Source organism: Devosia sp. A16 (assembly GCF_001402915.1).
Taxonomy (GTDB): domain Bacteria; phylum Pseudomonadota; class Alphaproteobacteria; order Rhizobiales; family Devosiaceae; genus Devosia_A.
In genome coordinates, this window is record NZ_CP012945.1 from 1,936,344 (window position 1) to 1,955,642 (window position 19,299).

Consider the following 19,299-nt stretch of genomic DNA (forward strand, 5'->3'; position numbering starts at 1 on the left):
ACGGAGGGATACCTCAGAATGTCCGACCATTCCGACCGCGTTCTCGTCACCGGTGTTTCCGGTTTTCTCGGCGGCCATGTCGCCCTGCAGCTCCTCGCACAAGGCTATACCGTCCGTGGTTCGTTGCGCAGCCTCGAGCGCGCCGAAAAGGTGAGGAAAACCCTCGCGGCGCATGGCGCCGACACTTCGCGGCTCGAGTTCGTCGCCCTCGACCTGCTCTCCGATGCGGGCTGGGCCGAAGCGATGTCCGGCGTACGCTACCTGCAGCACGTCGCCTCGCCCTTCGTGCTCGAAATGCCCAAGGACAAGAACGAGCTCATCCGTCCGGCCGTCGAGGGTACCCGCCGCGCCGTCGCCGCCGCGTTCACGGCCGGCGTAGAGCGCATCGTCGTCACCTCCTCGATCGCCGCCATCGTCTATGGCCACGACGACTACAGCCGCACCTTCACCACCGCCGACTGGACCAATACCGACAGTCCCAAGGTCGGCGCCTACGCCGAATCGAAGCTGCGCGCCGAGCGCGAAGCCTGGGCGGTCGCCGATCGTTTCGGGGCCGGCGAGCGGCTCGCTACCATCAACCCGGGCGCCATTCTTGGCCCGCTGCTCGACGAGGACGTCGGCACCTCGGGCCTCCTGGTGCAGCGCCTGCTCAATGGCTGGATGCCCGCCGCACCGAAGATGAGCTTCTCCATCATCGATGTGCGGGACGTCGCTGCCGCTCAGATCGCCGCCATGACAGCGCCCACGGCGGGGGGCAGGCGGCACATCCTCGCCGATCGTGAGATGAGCCTGTTCGAACTCGCCACTACGCTTCGCACTGCCCTGCCCCAGGCCGCCACCCGCGCTCCGCGCTTCGAACTGCCCAACTGGGTGGTGCGCCTGATGGGCCTGTTCGACTCGCAGATCGGCTCCAACACCGCCGAGCTCGGCCATGTCCGGCGCGTCGACGGCAATAGCGGCCGGCTGCTGCTGGCCCGTCCCACCATCCCCGGCCCCGACGCCGCCGTGGCCACTGCCCGCAGCCTCCTCGCCCAGCGTCTCGTCGCCTGAAAAAAGGACTGGTCCTCGCCGCCGAGATTGGCTAATAAGCGCGCCATCGAAGCGGGGCTGTAGCTCAGTTGGGAGAGCGCATCGTTCGCAATGATGAGGCCAGCGGTTCGATTCCGCTCAGCTCCACCACTTCGATTTTCCCTGGGACCTCCGCCGTTCCATCCGGCGGGCTGCGGCTTCAGCGTCCGGCTACGATAGTCCTCACCAACCAGCGATCCTTGCCCAACCGCCGCTGCCGCGTGAAACCGGCCGCCTCGAACATCTCGAGCGTGCCGTTGTGCAGGAACGACGCCGAAACCGCGCGGCCGGCCGTGTCCTCGGGGAAGCTCTCTACGGTCCCGCCGCCCAGCCGGCCGATCTCTTCGAGCGCACCGGCCAGTGCCGCAGCGGCCACGCCGCGGCGGCGTTGCGTCTTGTCGACGAACAGGCAAGTGATCCGCCAGTCGGCCGGCGGCGCCGGTTCTGCCTCATAGGCCTTGCGCGCCTTGATCCGCGGCAACTCGGCGTGCGAGCCGAACTGGCACCAGCCGACGCAGGTTTCGCCGTCGAACACCAGCGCCGCATGCGCCGCGCCGCGGAGCACGCGCGCCTCTTTGTCGGCCCGGTTCTGCGCAGGTGCCCGCTCCTTGCCGACACCCTCGGCGTGGAACGCCATGCACCAGCAGCCGCCCCAGACGCCGTTATGGCGCTCGACCAGCGCGGCGAAATCCGGCCAGGTTTCGGCGGTGAGCGGTCTGTTCGAGAAGCTGGTCATCGCGGCCTCACCGAAGCTGAGAACCGCATCAGGCCGCAAACCGCGACGCGATGCAACCGCAATGACCAGATCGGCAGCCGGCTACTTGATACCCTTTTCGGTCATGCCCTTGTCCGCGCGGACTACCGGGCTATCGAGCAGCGGCGCCGCCAGATCCGCCGCAGCGCCGAGCGTCGCGCCGGTGCGCACCACATACTGGTTGTTGCAATCGCCGCCGACCTTGCGCGGCGGGGTGACCACCGTCCAGCCGCCGGTCGAGCTGGGCGGAATCTCGTTGCCCCAGCGGTCGATGCACATCCATTCGCCGTCCTTCGACTTGTAGATGGTACCGGTCTGGAAGGCCATGGCATGGCTCGCGAACGTCGAAATCGCGAGAGCGGAGAAGACGAGGACGGCGGCACGACGCATTGCAATTCTCCGTACTAAACCATTGATTGGATGGACGGATCCTGGCCCTCTGCGACTGAACGGCAGCTGAACGGGCGCGCCGGGTTGTCGTCTGTTCGGCACAGCCGGTTGACAACGCCCTCGGCATCGCGCTGATATGTGGGATCGATCTCATGTCGAGTTTCCATGGCGACGATCACCGATGTGTCGAAGAGGGCGGGCGTCTCCCGATCCACCGTTTCGCGGTTGATCGCCGGCAACGGCTACGTCTCGGACGAGGCCCGCAAGGCGGTCGAAGCGGCGATCCGGGAACTCGGCTACCGCCCCAACACCATGGCGCGGGGCCTGCGCTCCAACCGATCCGACATCATCGGCGGCGTGGTCGTCAACGTCTCGAGCCCGTTCTATGCGCAGATGATCGGCGGCATGCAGGAAACGGCGCGCGCCGCTGGCAAGAGCATTATCGTCGCGTCGGGTTACGCCGACCGCGATGAAGAGGCGCACGCCATTATCGAATTGCTCGATCGCGCCTGCGATGGGCTGATCCTCTATCTCGAGAACGCCCTGCGCGACGATGTGCTCGAGATCATCGCCCGCTCGCGGACCCCGGTGGTCACCGTCGGCGGCAACGAATGCCCGCCGGCCCGCGCCCGGGTCACCATCGACAACGCCACCGGCGCCGAAGCCGGCATGCGCCTGTTGCTTGCCGAGGGCCACCGCCACATCGCCTATCTCTCCGGCGGCACCATCTATCGCGATACGCACGAGCGGCTCGCCGGCATCGACACGGCGCTGGCCGGTTACGGCCTGTCCCGCGACGATATCCATGTCGAGCATGGCAGCTTTTCCGAGACCTTCGGCCACGACGCCACGGCCCGCCTCATCGTCGAGCGGCCCGAGACCACTGCCATCTTCGCCGGCGACGACGACGTCGCGGCCGGCGCGCTCCTGGCGCTGAAGGCCGCCGGGAAACGAGTGCCCGACGACGTCTCGCTGCTCGGCTTCGACGACAACTTCCACGCCCGCCATCTCACCCCGGGGCTCACCACCGTGCGCCAGCCGGTGGACGAAGCGGGACGCGTCGCCACCCGCCTGCTGCTCGCCATTCTCGATGGCGAGCCGCCGCCCGAACCCGTCATCACCATTCCCACCGAGCTGATCCTGCGCCACAGCGTCGGCCCGGTGCGGGGTCTTCCGCCGACGCAGCGCAACGTCGCGCCGGCGCTGACTGCCAGTTGACCACCGAGAGATCCGGGGAGGTCCGCCGACCTTCCGGCCCGATCTCGCGGCAAACCAGGGACTACGCCTCAGGAGCTTTTTCGACTGCAAACGGCTGATCGATATGGGATCGATCTCACAGGGAGAGCACAAGCCATGCACCGACTGCGTTTACTGACCCTTCTTGCCACTACGGCGCTGGCCGGCGCCGGTTTTGCCACCCTGGCACAGGCCGAGGTCATCATCCGCATCGCCCCGGTTCACACCGACGCGCATGTCGAGAACTACAACCCCTACAACCTCACCGGCCCGCACGCCTATGTGCAGGATTTCGCCTATGAGCCGCTGTGGATCGACAATGTCTGGCATCCGGACAACGACTTTCCGGCGCTCGCTACCTCCTACGAACTGGGCGCCGACCTCAAGAGCGTCACCTACCACCTGCGTGAGGGCGTCAAGTGGTCTGACGGCGAACCGTTCACCGCCGCCGACGTGGTCTTCACCTTCAACTACGCCAAGGCGCATCTCGATTTCCCCATCGGCTACGACATTTACAGCGCCGAAAAAGACACCGGCTCGATCGTCGACGTGGTGGCGGTCGACGACCACACCGTCCGCTTCGAACTCAAGAATGCGGACTCGCTGGCGCGGCTCAATATCGGCCCGGTCTTCCCGCTGCCCGAGCATATCTGGAAGGATGTCGCCGACCCGGTGAACTACGCCAACCCCAAGGTGGTGGCGACCGGCCCCTTCACCGAAGTGCGCGACTTTTCGCGCAACGCGTTCAAGCTGTGCAAGAACCCGCTCTATCGTGACGCCGCCGAGGTAAAGATCGACTGCATCGAGTACCCGCAGCTTTCCGACAACCTGCAGGTCATCGCCGCCATCACCAATGGCGATCTCGACTGGGCCACCGACGGCATCACCGATCCCGAGATCACCTTTGCGTCGAAGAGTCCGGACAACCATTACTGGCTGCCGCCCGATGCCGGCACGAACCTGCAGCTCAACACCACCAAGGCGCCATTCAACAACCTCGAGTTCAGGAAGGCCATGTCGATGGCCATCGACCGCAGCACGCTGGTCGACACCGCCACCTTCGGGCTCACAACACCGGCCGAGTATCCGATCGGCGAAGGCATGTTCTACAAGGACTGGATCGATAAGACGGCGCTGGCGCCCTATCAGTACCTGATGGAGTACAACCCCGAGGCGGCCAAGAAAGTCCTCGATGATGCCGGCTTCCTCGACAAGGACGGCGACGGCTGGCGCGACAACCCCGACGGCACCCCCATCGCCTTCAAGATGGCCGTGCCGGCCGGTTGGGACGACTGGGTGAACACGCTGCAGACCGTGTCGGAGAACCTCCAGGACATCGGCATCAACGGCGAGATGGAGACGCCCGAGGAAGGCGCCTGGTTCGACAACATCCCGACCGGCAATTTCGACGTCTACATTATGTGGACCAACCTGAGCTCGACGCCATGGTTCACTTACCACTCGATGTTCAACCCGCGCACCATGGTCCCCGGCCAGCTCAACGAGCAGTCCATGCACCAGATGCAGATCCCCGGTATCGAGGCCGATCTCGCCGCCATCAGCGCCACCGCCGACGTTGCCGTGCAGAAAGAGAAGATCACCTCGGTGATGAAGCAGGTAGCCGAGAACCTGCCGGTGATCACGCTGTTCTCCAACCCCGCCTGGTACGAGTACTCGACCCGCAATTTCACCGGCTGGCCGGACGAGTCCAACGCCTGGGCCCGCCCCAACAACCCCGCCGGCATCCACGAACGGGTGAAGGTGCTGCTGAGCCTGACGCCGGTGGCGAAGTAGGCTTGGAGACGCTGCCCTCACGTCCCCTCTCCCCTCAGGGGAGAGGGTCAGAGTGAGGGGTGCGGCCTCTCAACTCGCGTTCCCGCAGCAGCACGCCACCGTGCGATGCTGCAGCAGAGAGCAGGCTGACGATCTGAACCCCTCACCCGGCGCTGCGCGCCGACCTCTCCCCTCAGGGGAGAGGTGACTGAGGCCAAAGGATAGGCAATGGCGTTCTTGCTGAGACGACTAGGCTTCTATTTCGGGGCGTTCTTCGTCGCCATCACCCTCAATTTCCTGATCCCGCGGCTGATGCCGGGCGATCCGGCGACCCGCATCCTGTTGTCGCTGCGCGGCAAACTCCGGCCCGACCAGATCGACGCCATCCGCAAAACCTACGGCTTCGATGGCTCGCTGTGGGAGCAGTACCTGCAATATCTGTGGCGGCTCGCGCATTTCGATTTCGGCATCTCGACCGTCAACTTCCCCGAGCCGACGGCGAGCCTCCTCTTCTACGCCGCCGGGTGGACGCTGTTCCTCGTCGGCGCCGCCACGGCGCTGTCGTTCGGCATCGGTATCACCATGGGCATCTGGTCGGCCTGGCGGCGCGGCGGCTTCTTCGACACCTTCTTCACCCCGATCAACGTCATGCTCAACGCCTTTACCCCGGCCGTCGTGGCGCTGCTGCTCTGGTACGCCTTCACCATGCAGTGGGCGATCTTTCCGCTCGGGCGTGCCCACGAAATGAACCTCACCCCGGCCTTCAACCTCGAGACCGTGCTGAGCGTCGCCTGGCACGCCGTGCTGCCGGTCGCCTCGATCGTCATCGTCAGCTTCGGCGCCTGGCACCTGGGCATGCGCAACACCATGATCAACCTGCTCAACGAGGATTTCGTGCTGCTCGCCAAAGCCAAGGGCCTCAGCGACCGCCGCATCCGCAACCGCTACGTGGCCCGCAACGCCATCCTGCCGCAGATCACCTCGCTGGCGCTGTCGATCGGCTACGTGCTGGGCGGCGCCTTCATCACCGAGGTGGTGTTCAACTATCCGGGGCTCGGCAAGTTCACCCTCAACGCCATCCAGACCCGCGACTATTCCTTCATCCAGGCACAGCTGATCCTGCTCACCATGAGCGTCTTGATCGCCAACCTCGCCTCCGACGTCCTCAACGTCATCCTCGATCCGCGGCTCCGTTCGCTGGGGAGGGCATGATGATGGGCCGGTGCGTGTGGACCCCCACCCCTGTCCCCTCCCCGCAAGGGGGAGGGAGACCTGCGCTCTCGAATTTTCGCCCCACACACACCCAGCTAGTGTTGGCGTCCCCCTCCCCCCTGCGGGGAGGGGACAGGGGTGGGGGTCGGCAAGCACCGGCCGCGAGGCTCACCCCATGACCGACATCCTCCCCGCCATCACCACCACCGCGCCGCGCGCCGAGCTCACCGCCCCGACGCAGCGCGAGCTGATGGCCGAACTCGGGGTCCGGCCGCGCTCGCGGCTCCTCGCGAAACTCCCCGGCTGGGCCCAGCTTTTCGTCACCAACAAGAAGGGCATGCTCGGGCTGATCATCCTCGCCATCTTCGTCATCCTGGCGCTGCTGGCGCCACTGATCACTCCCTACGATCCCTATCGCCGCGCCGGCAAACCGCATGTGCAGCCGGGCGTCGAGCACTTCCTCGGCACCTCGCGCCAGGGCAAGGACAATTTCAGCCAGCTGCTCGAAGGCAGCCGCTCGAGCCTCACCGTCGGCTTCATCGCCGGCTTCTCGGCCACGCTGATCGGCCTCGCGGTCGGCATCTCGGCCGGCTATTTCGGCGGCAAGACCGACGAGGTGCTGACCTTCTTCGTCAACGTCTCGCTGGTGCTGCCGGCGCTGCCGTTGATCATCGTGCTCGCCAGCTTCATCGAGGAGGCGTCGCCGACCGTAATCGGCCTGGTGCTTGCCCTGACCGGCTGGGGCTGGAGCGCGCGCACCATCCGCACCCAGACCCTCGCCCTCAAGAGCCGCGAATTCGTGCTCGCCGCCGAGCTGATGGGCGAGAAGAAATGGCGGATCATCGTGCGCGAAATCCTGCCCAACATGAGTTCGTTCGTGGTCGGCGGGTTCGTTCTTGCCACCATTTACGGCATTCTCGCCGAGGCGGCGCTCGAGTTCATCGGGCTGGGCAGTCCCAACTCGGTGACCTGGGGCACCATGCTCTACTGGGCCATGCGGGCCCAGGCGCTGCAGACCGGCGCCTGGTTCGAAATCTGGCCGCCGGCCATCGCCATCATGCTGACCGGCGCGGCGCTCGTGATGGTCAATTTCGCCGTCGACGAGATCACCAACCCGCAACTCGCCGCCACCCGCCGCATCGGCCCCATCCGCCGCTTCCTGAGGCGCCGCAACCGGAGTGTGGATTTTGTCTGACGCGATCGAACGGCACCCCTCCCCCTCGTGGGGAGGGGTGGGGGTGGGGGTCCATCGGTGATCACCGCACCACCCCCACCCTCAATCCCTCCCCTCAAGGGGGAGGGAAGCGACGACTGCAGATACCGTGTGGAAACTGCCCCATGCTGACCCAACCCCTCGTCGAAGTCCGCAATCTCACCGTCGACTATGTCGGCGCCAACAGCGTGTCGCGTGCCGTCAACGGTATCGACTTCGATATCCGCCCGGGCGAGGCCTTCGGGCTCGCCGGGGAGAGCGGCTGCGGCAAATCCACCGTCGCCTTCGCGCTCGCGCGCCTCACCCGGCTGCCCGGACTCGTCTCGGGCGGCGCCGTCCGCTTCATGGGCGAGGACGTCCTGAGCTTTTCCCCCGAGCGGTTGCGGCGCTACCGCTGGAGCGAAGTCAGTTTCGTCTTCCAGTCGGCGATGAATGCCCTCAACCCGGTGATCAAGGTCTCCGAGCAGATCGAGGACGCCATCCTGGCGCATCGCCCTAAGGCCAGCCGCGCCGAGACGCTCGCCCGCGCCGCCGAACTGTTCGAGCTGGTGGGCATCAACCCGCGTCGCCTCGACGATTATCCGCACCAGTTCTCGGGCGGCATGCGCCAGCGCATCTGCATCGCCATGGCGCTGGCGCTCGAACCGAAACTGATCATCATGGATGAGCCCACCACCGCGCTCGACGTGGTGGTGCAGCGCGACATCATCGAGCAGATCTGTGAGTTGAAGGCCCATTTCGGCTTCTCGGTACTGTTCATCACCCACGACCTCGGGCTGATGATCGAATTCTGCGACCGCATCGGCGTCATGTACGCCGGCGAGCTGGTGGAAGTTGCGCCTGCCAGCTCGATCCTCACCGCCCCGCAGCATCCTTATACCAGGGCGCTCGGCCGCTCCTTCCCGCCGCTCAGCGGACCACGGGTCCGCCTCGAGGGGATTGCCGGCGCGCCGCCCAGCCTCAGCGCCCTGCCCGAGGGCTGCCGCTTCTCGCCGCGCTGCGGCGAGGCCATCCCGGTCTGCACCCGGCTGGCGCCCGAGCTCCGCCCCACTCCGGCCACGGGAGGACAGGCCGCATGTCATCTGCTGTCATGACGGACGAACCGATCCTCGAGATGCGCAATGTCGACATGCGCTTCGTGCTCGGCGGCCTTGTCGGCAAGCGCACGACGCTCAGGGCGCTGTCGGGCATCTCGCTCAAGCTCACCCCTGGCCGCGCACTGGCGCTGGTCGGTGAATCCGGTTCCGGCAAATCCACGTGTGCCAGGATGCTGGCGCGGGTCTACGAGCCGGCAGCGGGCGAGATCAGCTTTCGCGGGGTCAATGTCGGCAAGCTCAGCGGCAAGGCGCTGACCGACTATCGCGCCGAGGTGCAGATGATCTTTCAGGATCCGTTCGGCTCGCTGAACCCGACCCAGAGCATCGGCTATATCCTGGAACGGCCGCTGCGCCTGCATCGCCCCGAGCTGAGCGGCCTGCAGATCCGCAGCGAGAGCGAAGCCCTGCTCTCCCAGGTCGGCCTGGTGCCGGCTGCCGAATTCCTGAAGCGCCGCCCGCATGAGCTGTCGGGCGGCCAGCGCCAGCGCGTCGCCATCGCCCGGGCCCTGTCGGTGAACCCTACGGTGCTGCTGGCGGACGAACCGACCTCGATGCTCGACGTCTCGGTGCGGCTCGGTATCCTCAACCTGCTCGAAGACCTGAAGCGGCAGAAGAACCTCGCCGCGCTCTACATCACGCACGATATCGCCACCGCCCGCTACTTCGCCGAGGAGACGGCGGTGATGTATGCCGGGCATCTGGTCGAGCAGGGACCGAGCGAGGCGATCACCGATCAGCCGCGTCATCCCTATACGCAATTGCTCATCGCCGCGGTGCCCAACCCCAGGAACAAGATCACGGGCGCCACTCGGCGGGCTGCCGACATTCCGCTCTGGACATCTCAAAGCCGCGGCTGCCCCTTCGCACCGCGCTGCCCGCGCGCCAGCGACATCTGCCGCGAGATCATGCCCGACCCCACCTCAGTCGGCGAGGGCCACACCGCCCGTTGTCACCATCTCTGACCGGACCATCTGCAATGAACCAGCTCCTCGCGATCAACGCCCAGTATCCCGCGCTGTTTTCGAGCCGCGCCATCGCCACCAACCAGGTCGGCTACGAAACCCTGGGCCCGAAATTCGCCGTTCTCGCCCTTGGTGAGGGCGCCGATTTCACCGCGCTGCGGCTGCGCGACGCCACCACCGGCACGCTCGTATTCGAGACCACCCCCGGGAGTGCCACCGGGGTCGATGGCTGGAAGACGCAGCGTTGGCAGACGGCCGAGTTCTCCGCCTTCACCGGGGCCGGCCGCTTCCTCCTCGAAGCGCTCGACACCACCGGTGCCCGCCTTACCTCCGAGCCGTTCGAGATCACCGAAAAGCTGTACGTCGAGCGCTTCCCCCCAGCGCTGCTGGGCTACTTCCAGGGTCAGCGTACCGAGGAGCCCTATCTCAGCGCCGACCGCGCTATCGGCTTCATCGGCGACAAACGCGACGCCCCCGTCGACGTGCATGGCGGCTGGTACGACGCCTCGGGCGATGTGTCGAAATACCTGAGCCACCTGAGCTATGCCAACTTCATGAACCCGCAGCAGACCCCGCTGGTGGTCTGGTCGTTCAGTAAGGCGGCTATCTGCCCGCATATCGATGGCGAGCTGCATGCCGCCTTCCGCACGGAGGCCCTGTGGGGCGCAGACTTCCTCGTCCGCATGTGCGACCCAGCCGGCATGTTCTACATGACGGTGTTCGATCGCTGGTCGGGCGACACGGCGCAGCGCCAGATCTGCTCCTATTCCACCCAGAAGGGCCATAAGCACGACACTTGGGAGGCCGGCTACCGCCAGGGCGGCGGCATGGCCATCGCCGCGCTGGCCCGCGCCGCCCGGTTGAAGCAGGACGGAGCCTTCACCGCCGCCGATTACCTCGCAACCGCCGAGCGCGCCTTTGCCCACCTCGAAGCGCACAACCTCGACTATCTCGACAATGGCGAGGAAAACATCATCGACGACTATTGCGCTTTGCTCGCCGCCACCGAACTCAGCCGCTCGACCGGCAAGCCCGAATACCTGGTGAAGGCCGGCGAACGTGCCACGAGCCTGCTCGATCGGCTGAGCAGCGGCCATGGCTACGATGGCTGGTGGCGTGCCGATAACGGCACCCGGCCGTTCTTCCACGCCTCCGATGAAGGTTTGCCGATCGCCGCCCTGGTGGATTACCTCGCCATCGCCCCCGAGGCCGATCGGCGGCGGGTCGTCGCCGCGCTCTCCAAGGTGGTGCGCCACCTCTCCACGATCACCGCAGAGGTCGAAAACCCCTTCGCCTATCCACGTCAGCTGGTGAGGCGCAGCGATGGCGAGATCGGCACGCAGTTCTTCTATCCGCACGGCAATGACAGCGGCTACTGGTGGCAGGGCGAAAACGCCCGGCTGGGGAGTCTCGCCTATGCGTTGCGCCGCGCCATGCCGCATGTCGACGCCGAGACGGCCAAACTGGCGCGGCTCCAGTCGCAACGGGCGCTCGACTGGATCCTCGGCCTCAACCCCTACCACGCCTCGATGCTGCAGGGCTTCGGCCGCAACTGGCCCATCTATGGGCCGGCCAAATTCCCCAATGCCAATGGCGGCATCTGCAACGGCATCACCTCCTCGCTCACCGACGAGACCGATATCGCGTTCTGCGAAACCGAGCATCCGTTCCAGTCCTGGCGCTGGAGCGAGCAATGGCTGCCGCACGCCGCCTGGTTCCTGCTGGCGATGACCGAGTACTGAGCGGGCGATATTTGCCGTCGAGCCAGCTACAAACGCGATGCCCACCTCCCCCTTGACGGGGGAGGCAAGCGAAGCTTGGGAGCGAAGCGAGCTAGCGTAGCTCGGAGGGGGTGCGCCAGGCTCGCGATGCTCGCGGCCGAGACACCACGGAACCCAAACCGCCCCGCTGCGATTAAGTGCCACCGGGCCTTTCTATTGAACGGCCACACCGACACACTATGTGCCTGTAATCGCAGCGAACCCGGCCGCCCCATGCCCGCTCCCGTCGTCGATGCCAAAGGCATCAATCTGCACCTGAAGAGCGGAGCCACTTCGCTGCACATCCTGCGGGATGTCGACCTCAGCCTCGCCCCGGGCGAAGTCGCCGCCATCGTCGGCCCCTCGGGCAGCGGCAAGACCTCGCTGCTGATGGTGCTGTCCGGTCTCGAGCAGGCGAGCTCAGGTTCGATCAGGGTCGCCGGCACCGATATCGCGACGCTCAACGAAGACCGGCTCGCTATCTTCCGGCGCAATGCGCTGGGCATCCTGTTCCAGAATTTCCACCTCATTCCCTCGCTCACCGCACTCGAGAACGTCGCCCTCACCCTCGAGATCGCCGAACCGTCGCTGCCCTGGTCCGAGATTCAGAGCCGCGCCGCCGCGGCGCTCGGCGATGTCGGCCTCGCCGGTCGCCTCACGCACCTGCCGAGCGCACTGTCGGGCGGCGAACAGCAGCGGGTCGGCCTCGCCCGCGCCATCGTCGGCAACCCCAAGCTGCTGTTGGCGGATGAGCCCACCGGGAACCTCGACCAGGAAACCGGCGCGCATGTGATCGAACTGATGTTCGGCATCGCGCGCCAGCGCGGCACGGCGATCCTGCTGATCACCCACGACGCTTCGCTGGCCGCCAAGGCCGATCGCCAGCTGCGCATGAACGAGGGACAACTCAGCGAGCAGGTGCGGGCGTGAGTGCCGCCGCTGCGGCTCTGCGCGGCTGGCTGCGGGTCGCCCTGCGGGACCTGCGCGGCGACCTGCGGCGCTTCACCATCCTGCTCGCCTGTCTGGCGCTCGGCGTCGGCACCATTACCCTCGTCGGCTCGGTGGGCGCGGCGCTGCAATCGGCGCTGCTGCGCGACGCCCGCACGCTGCTCGGCGGCGACATCGAGGCACAGCTCTCCTACCGCGCCGCCAACCCGGAGGAACGACAGGCGTTCGAGCGGCTGGGCAAGCTCGGCGAAGTCATCGAGGTGATGGGCCGTGGCGATGCCGGCGAGCAGAACAGCTTTCTCGCCATCCGCGCCGTCGACGCCAACTACCCGTTGATCGGCACGGTGACCGTCACCGGCGCCAACGCCCCGCTCTCGCAGTTGCTGGCCCGCCGCGACGACGGCAGCTTCGGCCTCGTTGCCGACCAGTTGCTGCTCGATCGGCTGGGCCTCAAGCTCGGCGACAAGCTCACCATCAGCGACGCCAGCTTCACCCTCGCCGGCGTTATCGGCGCCGAGCCCGACCGCATCACCGCCGGGCTGCAGTTCGGGCTGCCGGTGCTGATGTCGGTCGACGCGCTCAACGCCACGGGGATTCTCGCGCCCGGCGTCCTCGCCAGTTATCGCTACAAGATCCTGCTCGATGGCACCGATCCGGACGGGGCCATGCAGCAGATCGCCACTGCCTTCCCCAAGGCCGGCTGGAAGCTCGCCGGCCCCAAGGATGCCACGGCCGACCTTGCGCGCTTCTTCGACATGTTCGCGCGCTTCCTCACCATCGTGGGCTTGTCCTCGCTGCTGGTCGGCGGGCTCGGCGTCTCCAACGCCATCTCCGCCTATGTCACCGAACGGCAGCGTTCCATCGCCACCATGAAGGCGCTCGGCGCCACCGGTGCGCGTATCCTCGTCCACTTCCTCACCCAGGTGATGTTGCTGACCCTTGCCGGCATCATCGTAGGCCTGGTGCTGGGCGCGCTGCTCACCGCGGCGCTGCTGCCGATCCTCGGCGGCCTGCTCGGCCTGGCGCTGCCACCGGTGGTGGCTCCGATGACGCTGTGGACCGCAGCCGGCTTCGGCGCCCTCACCGGCTTCGCCTTCGGCTATCTGCCGCTGCGCCGCGCCGAAAAGCTGAAGCCGGCGCTGCTGTTCCGCTCCGCCGGCTCGGCCGTCGAAGGCGGGCTCGACTGGCGGGATATGCTGAAGCCGGGCCTGTGGCTGCCGCTCGGTGTCGCCGCTGCCGGTATCTACGCCCTGGCGGCCTTCACCACCGGTCGTCCGCTGCTGGTGCTGTGGTATGCCATCGGCGTCCTCGGCGCCTTCGTCGTGCTGCGCGGCGCGGCGTGGCTGCTGCAGCGTGGCCTCAGGCTGCTTCCACCGCTCGGCAATGCGGCGCTCCGCAATGCCGTCAAGTCGATCTGGCGCCCCGGCGCCCCCGCCCCGGTGGTGATCCTGTCGCTGGGGCTGGGACTGGCGCTGCTGCTGCTGATCGCCCTGATCGATGGAAACCTGCGCCATCAGCTCGCCCGCGAATCGATTCCCAACGCGCCGAGCTTCGTCTTCATGGATTTGTTCGAGGACGAGGTGGATTCGCTCAAGCAGTTCGCCGTCGGCGACAAATCGGTCGAGAGTTTCGCCTCGCTGCCCATGGTCACCGGCGCTATCGAGGCGATCAACGATACGCCCATCGCCGAGCTCAACCGCCAGCCGCCGTCCGAATTCGCCTTCGTGCTGGAGGGTGAGATCCCGCTTTCCGCGTCCGACACGCTGCCCGACCAGTCGACCATCACCGAAGGCAGCTGGTGGCCGCCAGGTTTCATCGGCCCGCCGGAGGTCTCGGTGTTCTATCGGCTCAAGGAGCCGCTGGGGCTGAAGCTCGGCGACATGCTCACCTTCCGCATCTTCGGCGAGGAAGTGAAGGTGAAGATCGGCAGCTTCCGCGACTACGCCTGGCGTTCCGGCAGCGTCAATTTCGGCTTCGTGCTATCGCCCAATGCGCTGGCGGATTTCCCGCTGAGCTATCTCGGCCTGCTCAAGGCGGTGCCCGGCCAGGAGACTGCGGTACAGCAGCGCCTCGTCGCCGCCTTCCCCGACCTGCTGTTCCTGCCGGTGGGCGAGGCGCTCGCAACCTTTGCCGCCATCCTCGCCAATGTCACCACGGCGGTAGAAGTCATCGGCGGCCTCGCCGTGGTCAGCGGTGTACTCGTGCTTGCCGGCGCCATGGCCGCCGGCCGCAAGCAGCGCGAATCCGATGCGGTGGTGATGAAGGTGCTGGGCGCCACGCGCGGCGACGTGATCCGCGCCTACCTTGTCGAATACGGGCTGCTCGGCTTGCTCGCCGCCGTGCTGGCGGCGCTGCTTGGCCTTGCCGGCACCTGGGCCTTCGTCGAGTTCGTGCTGGAGATCGACTTCTGGGCCGATCCGGCGCTGCTCGTCTGGGTCGCCCTCGGCACCATCGCACTGGCCATCGCGGTCGGCATACTCACCACCTGGTCGGCCCTCTCCACCCGGCCGGCCAGCTTCCTGCGCGAGGAGTGATGAGCTCGCGATTTGACTGCACCGGAGAACCTGGTCGTGCTCGGGCGTTTGCCCACCCACCGGGTGGGTGGGGTTATCGCCGTGGTTCAACTCATCCCCGATGTGATTTACCGTCCCGCCAGGAAAGGAGACCCCCATGCGCCGACTATTCCTTGCCCTGGTCCTGCTGCTCGTTCCGACAGTGCACGCCGCCGAACCGCAGATCGAGGAAGTTCGCGCCGCCTGGGATGCCTGTTCGGAGCTGCTCGACACCACCCCCGATGACTGGACCGGCTGGCGCCGCAACTTCGACGGCGGCTACGCCGACCATTTCGAGTTCCACGACGGTGGCGACAACGCCGCCTCGGTGCTGGTGCAGACCTGGCTGATCGACGCCATCGCCACCCAGACCGACACCTCGTGCTTCCGCCCCGATGGCAGCCTCGCCTTCATCTACTCAGAGATGATCTCTCCCAACCTCGCCGCGGGCGCCGCGGGCGGCGCCATCACCCGCGAGGGCCGACTTTACTTCGCCCCCGATGGTCATCTGCTGCGGCTGCTCAAGCGCATCACCGAGGCGGGCAAGGAGGTGGCGCCGATCGACAACGACAAATACCAGCTGGCCCGCGGCTGCGGCCTCACCACTCCGCACGCCACCGTCGACGACGTGCGCTCCCACCTGATCGCCGAACTCGGCGACATCGAGGGGACACGGGGCAAATATGTGCCCGAGCCGCTGGATTGGTGCGGGATGGAAGTGGAGTAGCTGAGAAGCCGGAGCGGGCTGACCCCCACCCTTGATCCCTCCCCCTAAGAAGGGGAGGGAGACGCCAACTTCGATATTGGTGGAAGGGTCTCCCTCCCCATGTTTAGGGGGAGGGGACAGGGGTGGGGGTCAGCCCGCACCAGCCCTTCGGTCGTCGCTGCAGCCCCTAATCCGGCTGCCCACCCACCTTGTTGACGGCCGACGACCCGGCCTCGATCCCCCGCCGCAGGCTCGTCTCGAGATCGGCGCCCCGCAGTTCGGCCGAGACGAACGCCGCGGCGAACGCATCGCCGGCGCCCGTGGTATCGACCACCTTCACCTTGGGCGCCGGCAGCTTCAGCTTGACGCCCGACGCATCGCCCACCGCCGCGCCATCGGCGCCGAGCTTGACCACCACCTGCCGGTAGTTCGATCCCAGCACCTGCATCTGCGTCGCGAGATCGGCGCTGCCCGACAAGGCCACCGCCTCGTCGGCATTGGCGAACAGCGTCGAGAACCCTTTGGTCCACTCGAGGAACTTGTCGGCCCCGACTTCCTCGACGAAGCCGACCGAAGCCGCGTCGACCGCCACCGGGATGCCCCGCGATTGGGCCTCCTCGGCCATCCAGCGGGCCGCGTGGCGCGGCTTCTCCGCGAAGAGCGAGTAGCCGGACACCAGCACGAAGCGCGTCTCCTCGAGCAGCCATACCGGCATATCGGAGTGCGACAAGTCGAGGTTCGCCCCGCGATCGGTAAGAAAGCTCCGCTCCCCATCCGGATCGACGATGATCACCAGGATGCCGGACGGCTTGACGGGGTCGGCGATCAGCACCGGCTCGACGTGGAACCCCCGCAGGTATGCCTCGAGATGCGGCTTGTCGCGCGCCCCGACCCGCGCCACGAAGCTGACGGGCGTGCCCATCGAGCCCAGCCAGACCGCCTGGTTGGCGCCGGAGCCGCCTGGGCGCTGGGTGATCTGCGCCCGCCGGTCCGAACCGCGCACCAGCGGCCCCTCCGGCAGCACGATGACGTCGGTCATCACGTCGCCGATGACGATGACCCGGCCGGCGCTGTCGCTCATTTATTGAGTTTCGCCAGCGCCACCGCGATCTCGGACGCCACCCGAGCGTTGTTTTCGACCAGCGCGATATTGGCGACGAGGCTCTTGCCGTCGGTCAGCTCGAAGATGCGCTTCAACAGGAACGGTGTCAGGTCCTTGCGGCTCACCCCTTCCTTCTCGGCGCCCTTGATCGCCTCGTTGATCCGGCCCTCGATCATGTCCTTGTCGAGCGCCGCGCTTTCGGGGATCGGGTTGGCGACCAGTACGCCGCCCAGCCCGAGCGCGAACTGCAGCGCGATGACCTTGGCCGCCTCCTTGCCGCTCTCGACCCGATGGTCGACCTTGCCGCCCGACTGGCGCGCCCAGAACGCCGGGAAGTCGGCGGTCTGGAAACCCAGCACCGGCACGCCCTTGCTCTCCAGCACTTCGAGCGTCTTGGGAATGTCGAGGATCGACTTGGCGCCGGCGCAGACCACCGCCACCTGGGTGCGGCCGAGCTCATCGAGATCGGCCGAGATATCGAAGGTGGTCTCGGCGCCGCGGTGCACCCCGCCGATGCCGCCGGTCGCGAACACCTGGATGCCCGCAGCTTCCGCCGCCATCATCGTCGTCGCCACCGTGGTGCCGGCCACTTCGCCGGACGCCAGCAGCGCCGCGACATCGCGGCGCGAGGCCTTGGCGGCCTTGCCGCCGGTCTGTGCCAGGCGCTCGAGATCCTTGGCCGTCACGCCCACCTTGAACTTGCCGTCCATGATGGCGATCGTCGCCGGCACCGCACCGTTTTTCTCGATCACCGCCTCGACGTTCTGCGCCATCTCGAGGTTCTGCGGGTATGGCATGCCATGGGTGATGATGGTGGATTCGAGCGCCACCACCGGCTGCCCGGCGTCGAGCGCCTTCTTCACGGCCGGCGAGATGGAGAGATGCTTTTTGAGGCTCACGGGAGCGCCTTTCGGATACGAGGTTTGCCCCTGACTTGAACTGAAAACGACTTCAGTTCAACTCCCTGAAAGCCGGCGTGAGCCGACCGGTGCCGGCCGCACCGCGCCGTCTCGTCGCACCCCCGTCCTGCCCCTGCCGCCACGGCCCCTTGAACGTCCCCAAAACCCTTGCCCGCTGCCGCATTTCCCACTAGGTTTCGGCCGGCTGGAAGGCACGTCGCGAAGGGTCACGTCACTGCTTACGGTTATGGTTGATCCGGAGCCTCCGCCGGATCGATGGGCGCCCGGCTCAGGGCACATTGCGAACCCGAACTTTCCCGGCGCGACGCCCGCGCTGCTTGGCCTACCCTCCCGTGTACCCGCTCCCCGACATCTGGCAGTCCGTAGCCACGGTTGTCGCCCCCACCACCTCATTCGCCGCCCATTGGTCGGCCATCCGCCAACCGGCGCCTTCTCGGCGTCCGGCCACCATCATGCGCCGTCGGCCACCCGCGGCGCGGGACTGTAAGGAGACAACCACACATGCATAAGCCGATGCTCATCGCCCTGGGAGCACTGCTGATCGCAGCGCCTGTCCTGGCCCAGGACAACGTCGTCAACGTCTACAACTGGTCGGACTATATCGCCGAAGACACCATCGCCAATTTCGAAGCCGAGACCGGCATCAAGGTGAACTACGACGTCTACGACAATAACGAGATCGTCGACGCCAAGCTGCTCGCCGGCAATTCCGGCTACGACATCGTGGTGCCCTCGGGCAGCTTCCTCGAGCGCCAGATCAAGGCCGGCCTGATCCTGCCGCTCGACAAGTCGAAGCTGACCAACCTCGGCAACCTCGACCCCGCCGTCATGGCGACCGCCGCCTCGCAGGATCCGGACAACGCCCATGGCGTGCCCTACATGATCAACACCATCGGGCTCGGCTACAATGTCGCCAAGGTGAAAGCGGCGCTCGGTGACGCGGCTCCCCTCGACAGCTGGGACCTGCTGTTCAAGCCCGAGGTCGTCGCCAAACTCAAGGATTGCGGCGTCGCCGTGCTCGACAGTCCGTCCGAGGTGATGGGTATCGCGCTGCACTATCTCGGTCTCGATCCCAATTCCGAGAACGAAGAGGATCTCGCCAAGGCCGAGGCCCTGATGGCCAGCATCAAGCCGTCGATCCGCTACTTCCATTCGAGCCAGTACATCGACGACCTGGGCAATGGCGAAATCTGTCTGGCGCTCGGCTATTCGGGCGACATCTTCATCGCCGCCGATGCCGCCAAGCAGGCCGCCCAGGGCAACGAGATCACTTACCTGATCCCCAAGGAAGGCGCTGCGACGCTGTTCGACTTCCTCGCCATCCCGGTCGATGCCCCGCATCCGGACAATGCGCTGAAGTTCATCAACTACATCCTCGAGCCCAAGGTCGTGGCGGCGATCACCAACTACGTGTTCTACGCCAACCCCAACCTCAAGGCGCTGGAGTTCGTGAACGAGGACGTGAAGTCGAATCCGGGCATCTATCCGCCGGCCGAGACCATGGCCAAGGCTTTCGTAATGAAGGCGCACTCGCCCGAGTTCGAAGAGGTCTTGACCCGGACCTGGACCCGCATCAAAACCGGTCTGTAATCTCCTCAGGGGGCAG

Annotated in this window: 16 protein-coding genes and 1 tRNA gene; 13 read left to right on the plus strand and 4 right to left on the minus strand. The window is 66.5% G+C overall.

The window, feature by feature from the left end; genetic code table 11:
- Positions 1 to 18: 18 nt before the first annotated feature.
- Positions 19 to 1,050: an NAD-dependent epimerase/dehydratase family protein gene (locus APS40_RS09440; RefSeq protein ID WP_055046809.1), complete on the plus strand. Its 1,032-nt coding sequence runs from the start codon at positions 19 to 21 to the stop codon at positions 1,048 to 1,050.
- Between the two features lie 53 nt (positions 1,051 to 1,103).
- Positions 1,104 to 1,179, plus strand: a tRNA-Ala gene (locus APS40_RS09445).
- Between the two features lie 49 nt (positions 1,180 to 1,228).
- Here the strand turns inward: APS40_RS09445 and APS40_RS09450 are convergent.
- Positions 1,229 to 1,804 (minus strand): GNAT family N-acetyltransferase, encoded by a 576-nt coding sequence (locus tag APS40_RS09450; protein ID WP_055046810.1) that lies wholly within the window; start codon positions 1,802 to 1,804, stop codon positions 1,229 to 1,231.
- A gap of 81 nt (positions 1,805 to 1,885) precedes the next feature.
- Entirely contained in the window at positions 1,886 to 2,212 is a 327-nt protein-coding gene (locus APS40_RS09455; protein WP_055046811.1) for a hypothetical protein, read from the minus strand.
- Between the two features lie 165 nt (positions 2,213 to 2,377).
- Between APS40_RS09455 and APS40_RS09460 the strand changes: the two genes are divergently transcribed.
- The 10 genes from APS40_RS09460 to APS40_RS09505 all read left to right on the plus strand — a co-directional run bounded on the left by APS40_RS09460 (position 2,378) and on the right by APS40_RS09505 (position 15,692).
- Complete coding sequence (locus tag APS40_RS09460) at positions 2,378 to 3,430, plus strand: LacI family DNA-binding transcriptional regulator (protein WP_055046812.1); 1,053 nt, start codon at positions 2,378 to 2,380, stop codon at positions 3,428 to 3,430.
- A 135-nt stretch (positions 3,431 to 3,565) separates the two neighbouring features.
- Complete coding sequence (locus APS40_RS09465; protein ID WP_055046813.1) at positions 3,566 to 5,242, plus strand: ABC transporter substrate-binding protein; 1,677 nt, start codon at positions 3,566 to 3,568, stop codon at positions 5,240 to 5,242.
- A 207-nt stretch (positions 5,243 to 5,449) separates the two neighbouring features.
- On the plus strand, positions 5,450 to 6,433 hold the full coding sequence (locus APS40_RS09470) for an ABC transporter permease (protein ID WP_055046814.1): 984 nt from the start codon (positions 5,450 to 5,452) through the stop codon (positions 6,431 to 6,433).
- Between the two features lie 175 nt (positions 6,434 to 6,608).
- Positions 6,609 to 7,628 (plus strand): ABC transporter permease, encoded by a 1,020-nt coding sequence (locus APS40_RS09475; RefSeq protein WP_082434302.1) that lies wholly within the window; start codon positions 6,609 to 6,611, stop codon positions 7,626 to 7,628.
- Between the two features lie 146 nt (positions 7,629 to 7,774).
- Positions 7,775 to 8,740, plus strand: a complete 966-nt coding sequence (locus tag APS40_RS09480; RefSeq protein ID WP_197279514.1) for an ABC transporter ATP-binding protein — start codon at positions 7,775 to 7,777, stop codon at positions 8,738 to 8,740.
- Complete coding sequence (locus APS40_RS09485; RefSeq protein WP_055046816.1) at positions 8,722 to 9,705, plus strand: ABC transporter ATP-binding protein; 984 nt, start codon at positions 8,722 to 8,724, stop codon at positions 9,703 to 9,705. Before APS40_RS09480 ends, APS40_RS09485 begins: the two co-directional genes overlap by 19 nt.
- Positions 9,706 to 9,719: 14 nt before the next feature.
- Positions 9,720 to 11,447, plus strand: coding sequence for a glycoside hydrolase family 9 protein (locus APS40_RS09490; protein WP_055046817.1), 1,728 nt, complete (start codon positions 9,720 to 9,722; stop codon positions 11,445 to 11,447).
- A gap of 252 nt (positions 11,448 to 11,699) precedes the next feature.
- Positions 11,700 to 12,395, plus strand: coding sequence for an ABC transporter ATP-binding protein (locus APS40_RS09495; protein ID WP_055046818.1), 696 nt, complete (start codon positions 11,700 to 11,702; stop codon positions 12,393 to 12,395).
- Positions 12,392 to 14,947: an ABC transporter permease gene (locus tag APS40_RS09500; protein WP_055046819.1), complete on the plus strand. Its 2,556-nt coding sequence runs from the start codon at positions 12,392 to 12,394 to the stop codon at positions 14,945 to 14,947. The genes APS40_RS09495 and APS40_RS09500 overlap by 4 nt, the downstream gene beginning before the upstream one ends.
- A 136-nt stretch (positions 14,948 to 15,083) precedes the next feature.
- On the plus strand, positions 15,084 to 15,692 hold the full coding sequence (locus APS40_RS09505) for a hypothetical protein (protein WP_055046820.1): 609 nt from the start codon (positions 15,084 to 15,086) through the stop codon (positions 15,690 to 15,692).
- A gap of 166 nt (positions 15,693 to 15,858) precedes the next feature.
- Here APS40_RS09505 and APS40_RS09510 read toward each other — a convergent pair whose 3' ends face one another.
- Both APS40_RS09510 and APS40_RS09515 read right to left on the minus strand, forming a co-directional pair.
- The gene (locus tag APS40_RS09510; RefSeq protein ID WP_055046821.1) at positions 15,859 to 16,752 is read right to left on the minus strand and encodes a carbohydrate kinase family protein; all 894 of its coding nucleotides are present in this window, start codon (positions 16,750 to 16,752) and stop codon (positions 15,859 to 15,861) included.
- Positions 16,749 to 17,672 (minus strand): pseudouridine-5'-phosphate glycosidase, encoded by a 924-nt coding sequence (locus tag APS40_RS09515; protein WP_055046822.1) that lies wholly within the window; start codon positions 17,670 to 17,672, stop codon positions 16,749 to 16,751. Before APS40_RS09515 ends, APS40_RS09510 begins: the two co-directional genes overlap by 4 nt.
- Before the next feature lie 522 nt (positions 17,673 to 18,194).
- Here APS40_RS09515 and APS40_RS09520 point away from each other — a divergent pair.
- Positions 18,195 to 19,283: a polyamine ABC transporter substrate-binding protein gene (locus APS40_RS09520; RefSeq protein WP_055046823.1), complete on the plus strand. Its 1,089-nt coding sequence runs from the start codon at positions 18,195 to 18,197 to the stop codon at positions 19,281 to 19,283.
- Positions 19,284 to 19,299: the final 16 nt, after the last annotated feature.

Bases quoted from the DNA above. Each gene is read 5' to 3' on its own strand.
- APS40_RS09440 (WP_055046809.1), top strand. From the start codon at position 19: ATGTCCGACCATTCCGACCGCGTTCTCGTCACCGGTGTTTCCGGTTTT.
- APS40_RS09450 (WP_055046810.1), bottom strand. From the start codon at position 1,804: ATGACCAGCTTCTCGAACAGACCGCTCACCGCCGAAACCTGGCCGGAT.
- APS40_RS09455 (WP_055046811.1), bottom strand. From the start codon at position 2,212: ATGCGTCGTGCCGCCGTCCTCGTCTTCTCCGCTCTCGCGATTTCGACG.
- APS40_RS09460 (WP_055046812.1), top strand. From the start codon at position 2,378: ATGGCGACGATCACCGATGTGTCGAAGAGGGCGGGCGTCTCCCGATCC.
- APS40_RS09465 (WP_055046813.1), top strand. From the start codon at position 3,566: ATGCACCGACTGCGTTTACTGACCCTTCTTGCCACTACGGCGCTGGCC.
- APS40_RS09470 (WP_055046814.1), top strand. From the start codon at position 5,450: ATGGCGTTCTTGCTGAGACGACTAGGCTTCTATTTCGGGGCGTTCTTC.
- APS40_RS09475 (WP_082434302.1), top strand. From the start codon at position 6,609: ATGACCGACATCCTCCCCGCCATCACCACCACCGCGCCGCGCGCCGAG.
- APS40_RS09485 (WP_055046816.1), top strand. From the start codon at position 8,722: ATGTCATCTGCTGTCATGACGGACGAACCGATCCTCGAGATGCGCAAT.
- APS40_RS09490 (WP_055046817.1), top strand. From the start codon at position 9,720: ATGAACCAGCTCCTCGCGATCAACGCCCAGTATCCCGCGCTGTTTTCG.
- APS40_RS09495 (WP_055046818.1), top strand. From the start codon at position 11,700: ATGCCCGCTCCCGTCGTCGATGCCAAAGGCATCAATCTGCACCTGAAG.
- APS40_RS09505 (WP_055046820.1), top strand. From the start codon at position 15,084: ATGCGCCGACTATTCCTTGCCCTGGTCCTGCTGCTCGTTCCGACAGTG.
- APS40_RS09510 (WP_055046821.1), bottom strand. From the start codon at position 16,752: ATGAGCGACAGCGCCGGCCGGGTCATCGTCATCGGCGACGTGATGACC.
- APS40_RS09520 (WP_055046823.1), top strand. From the start codon at position 18,195: ATGCATAAGCCGATGCTCATCGCCCTGGGAGCACTGCTGATCGCAGCG.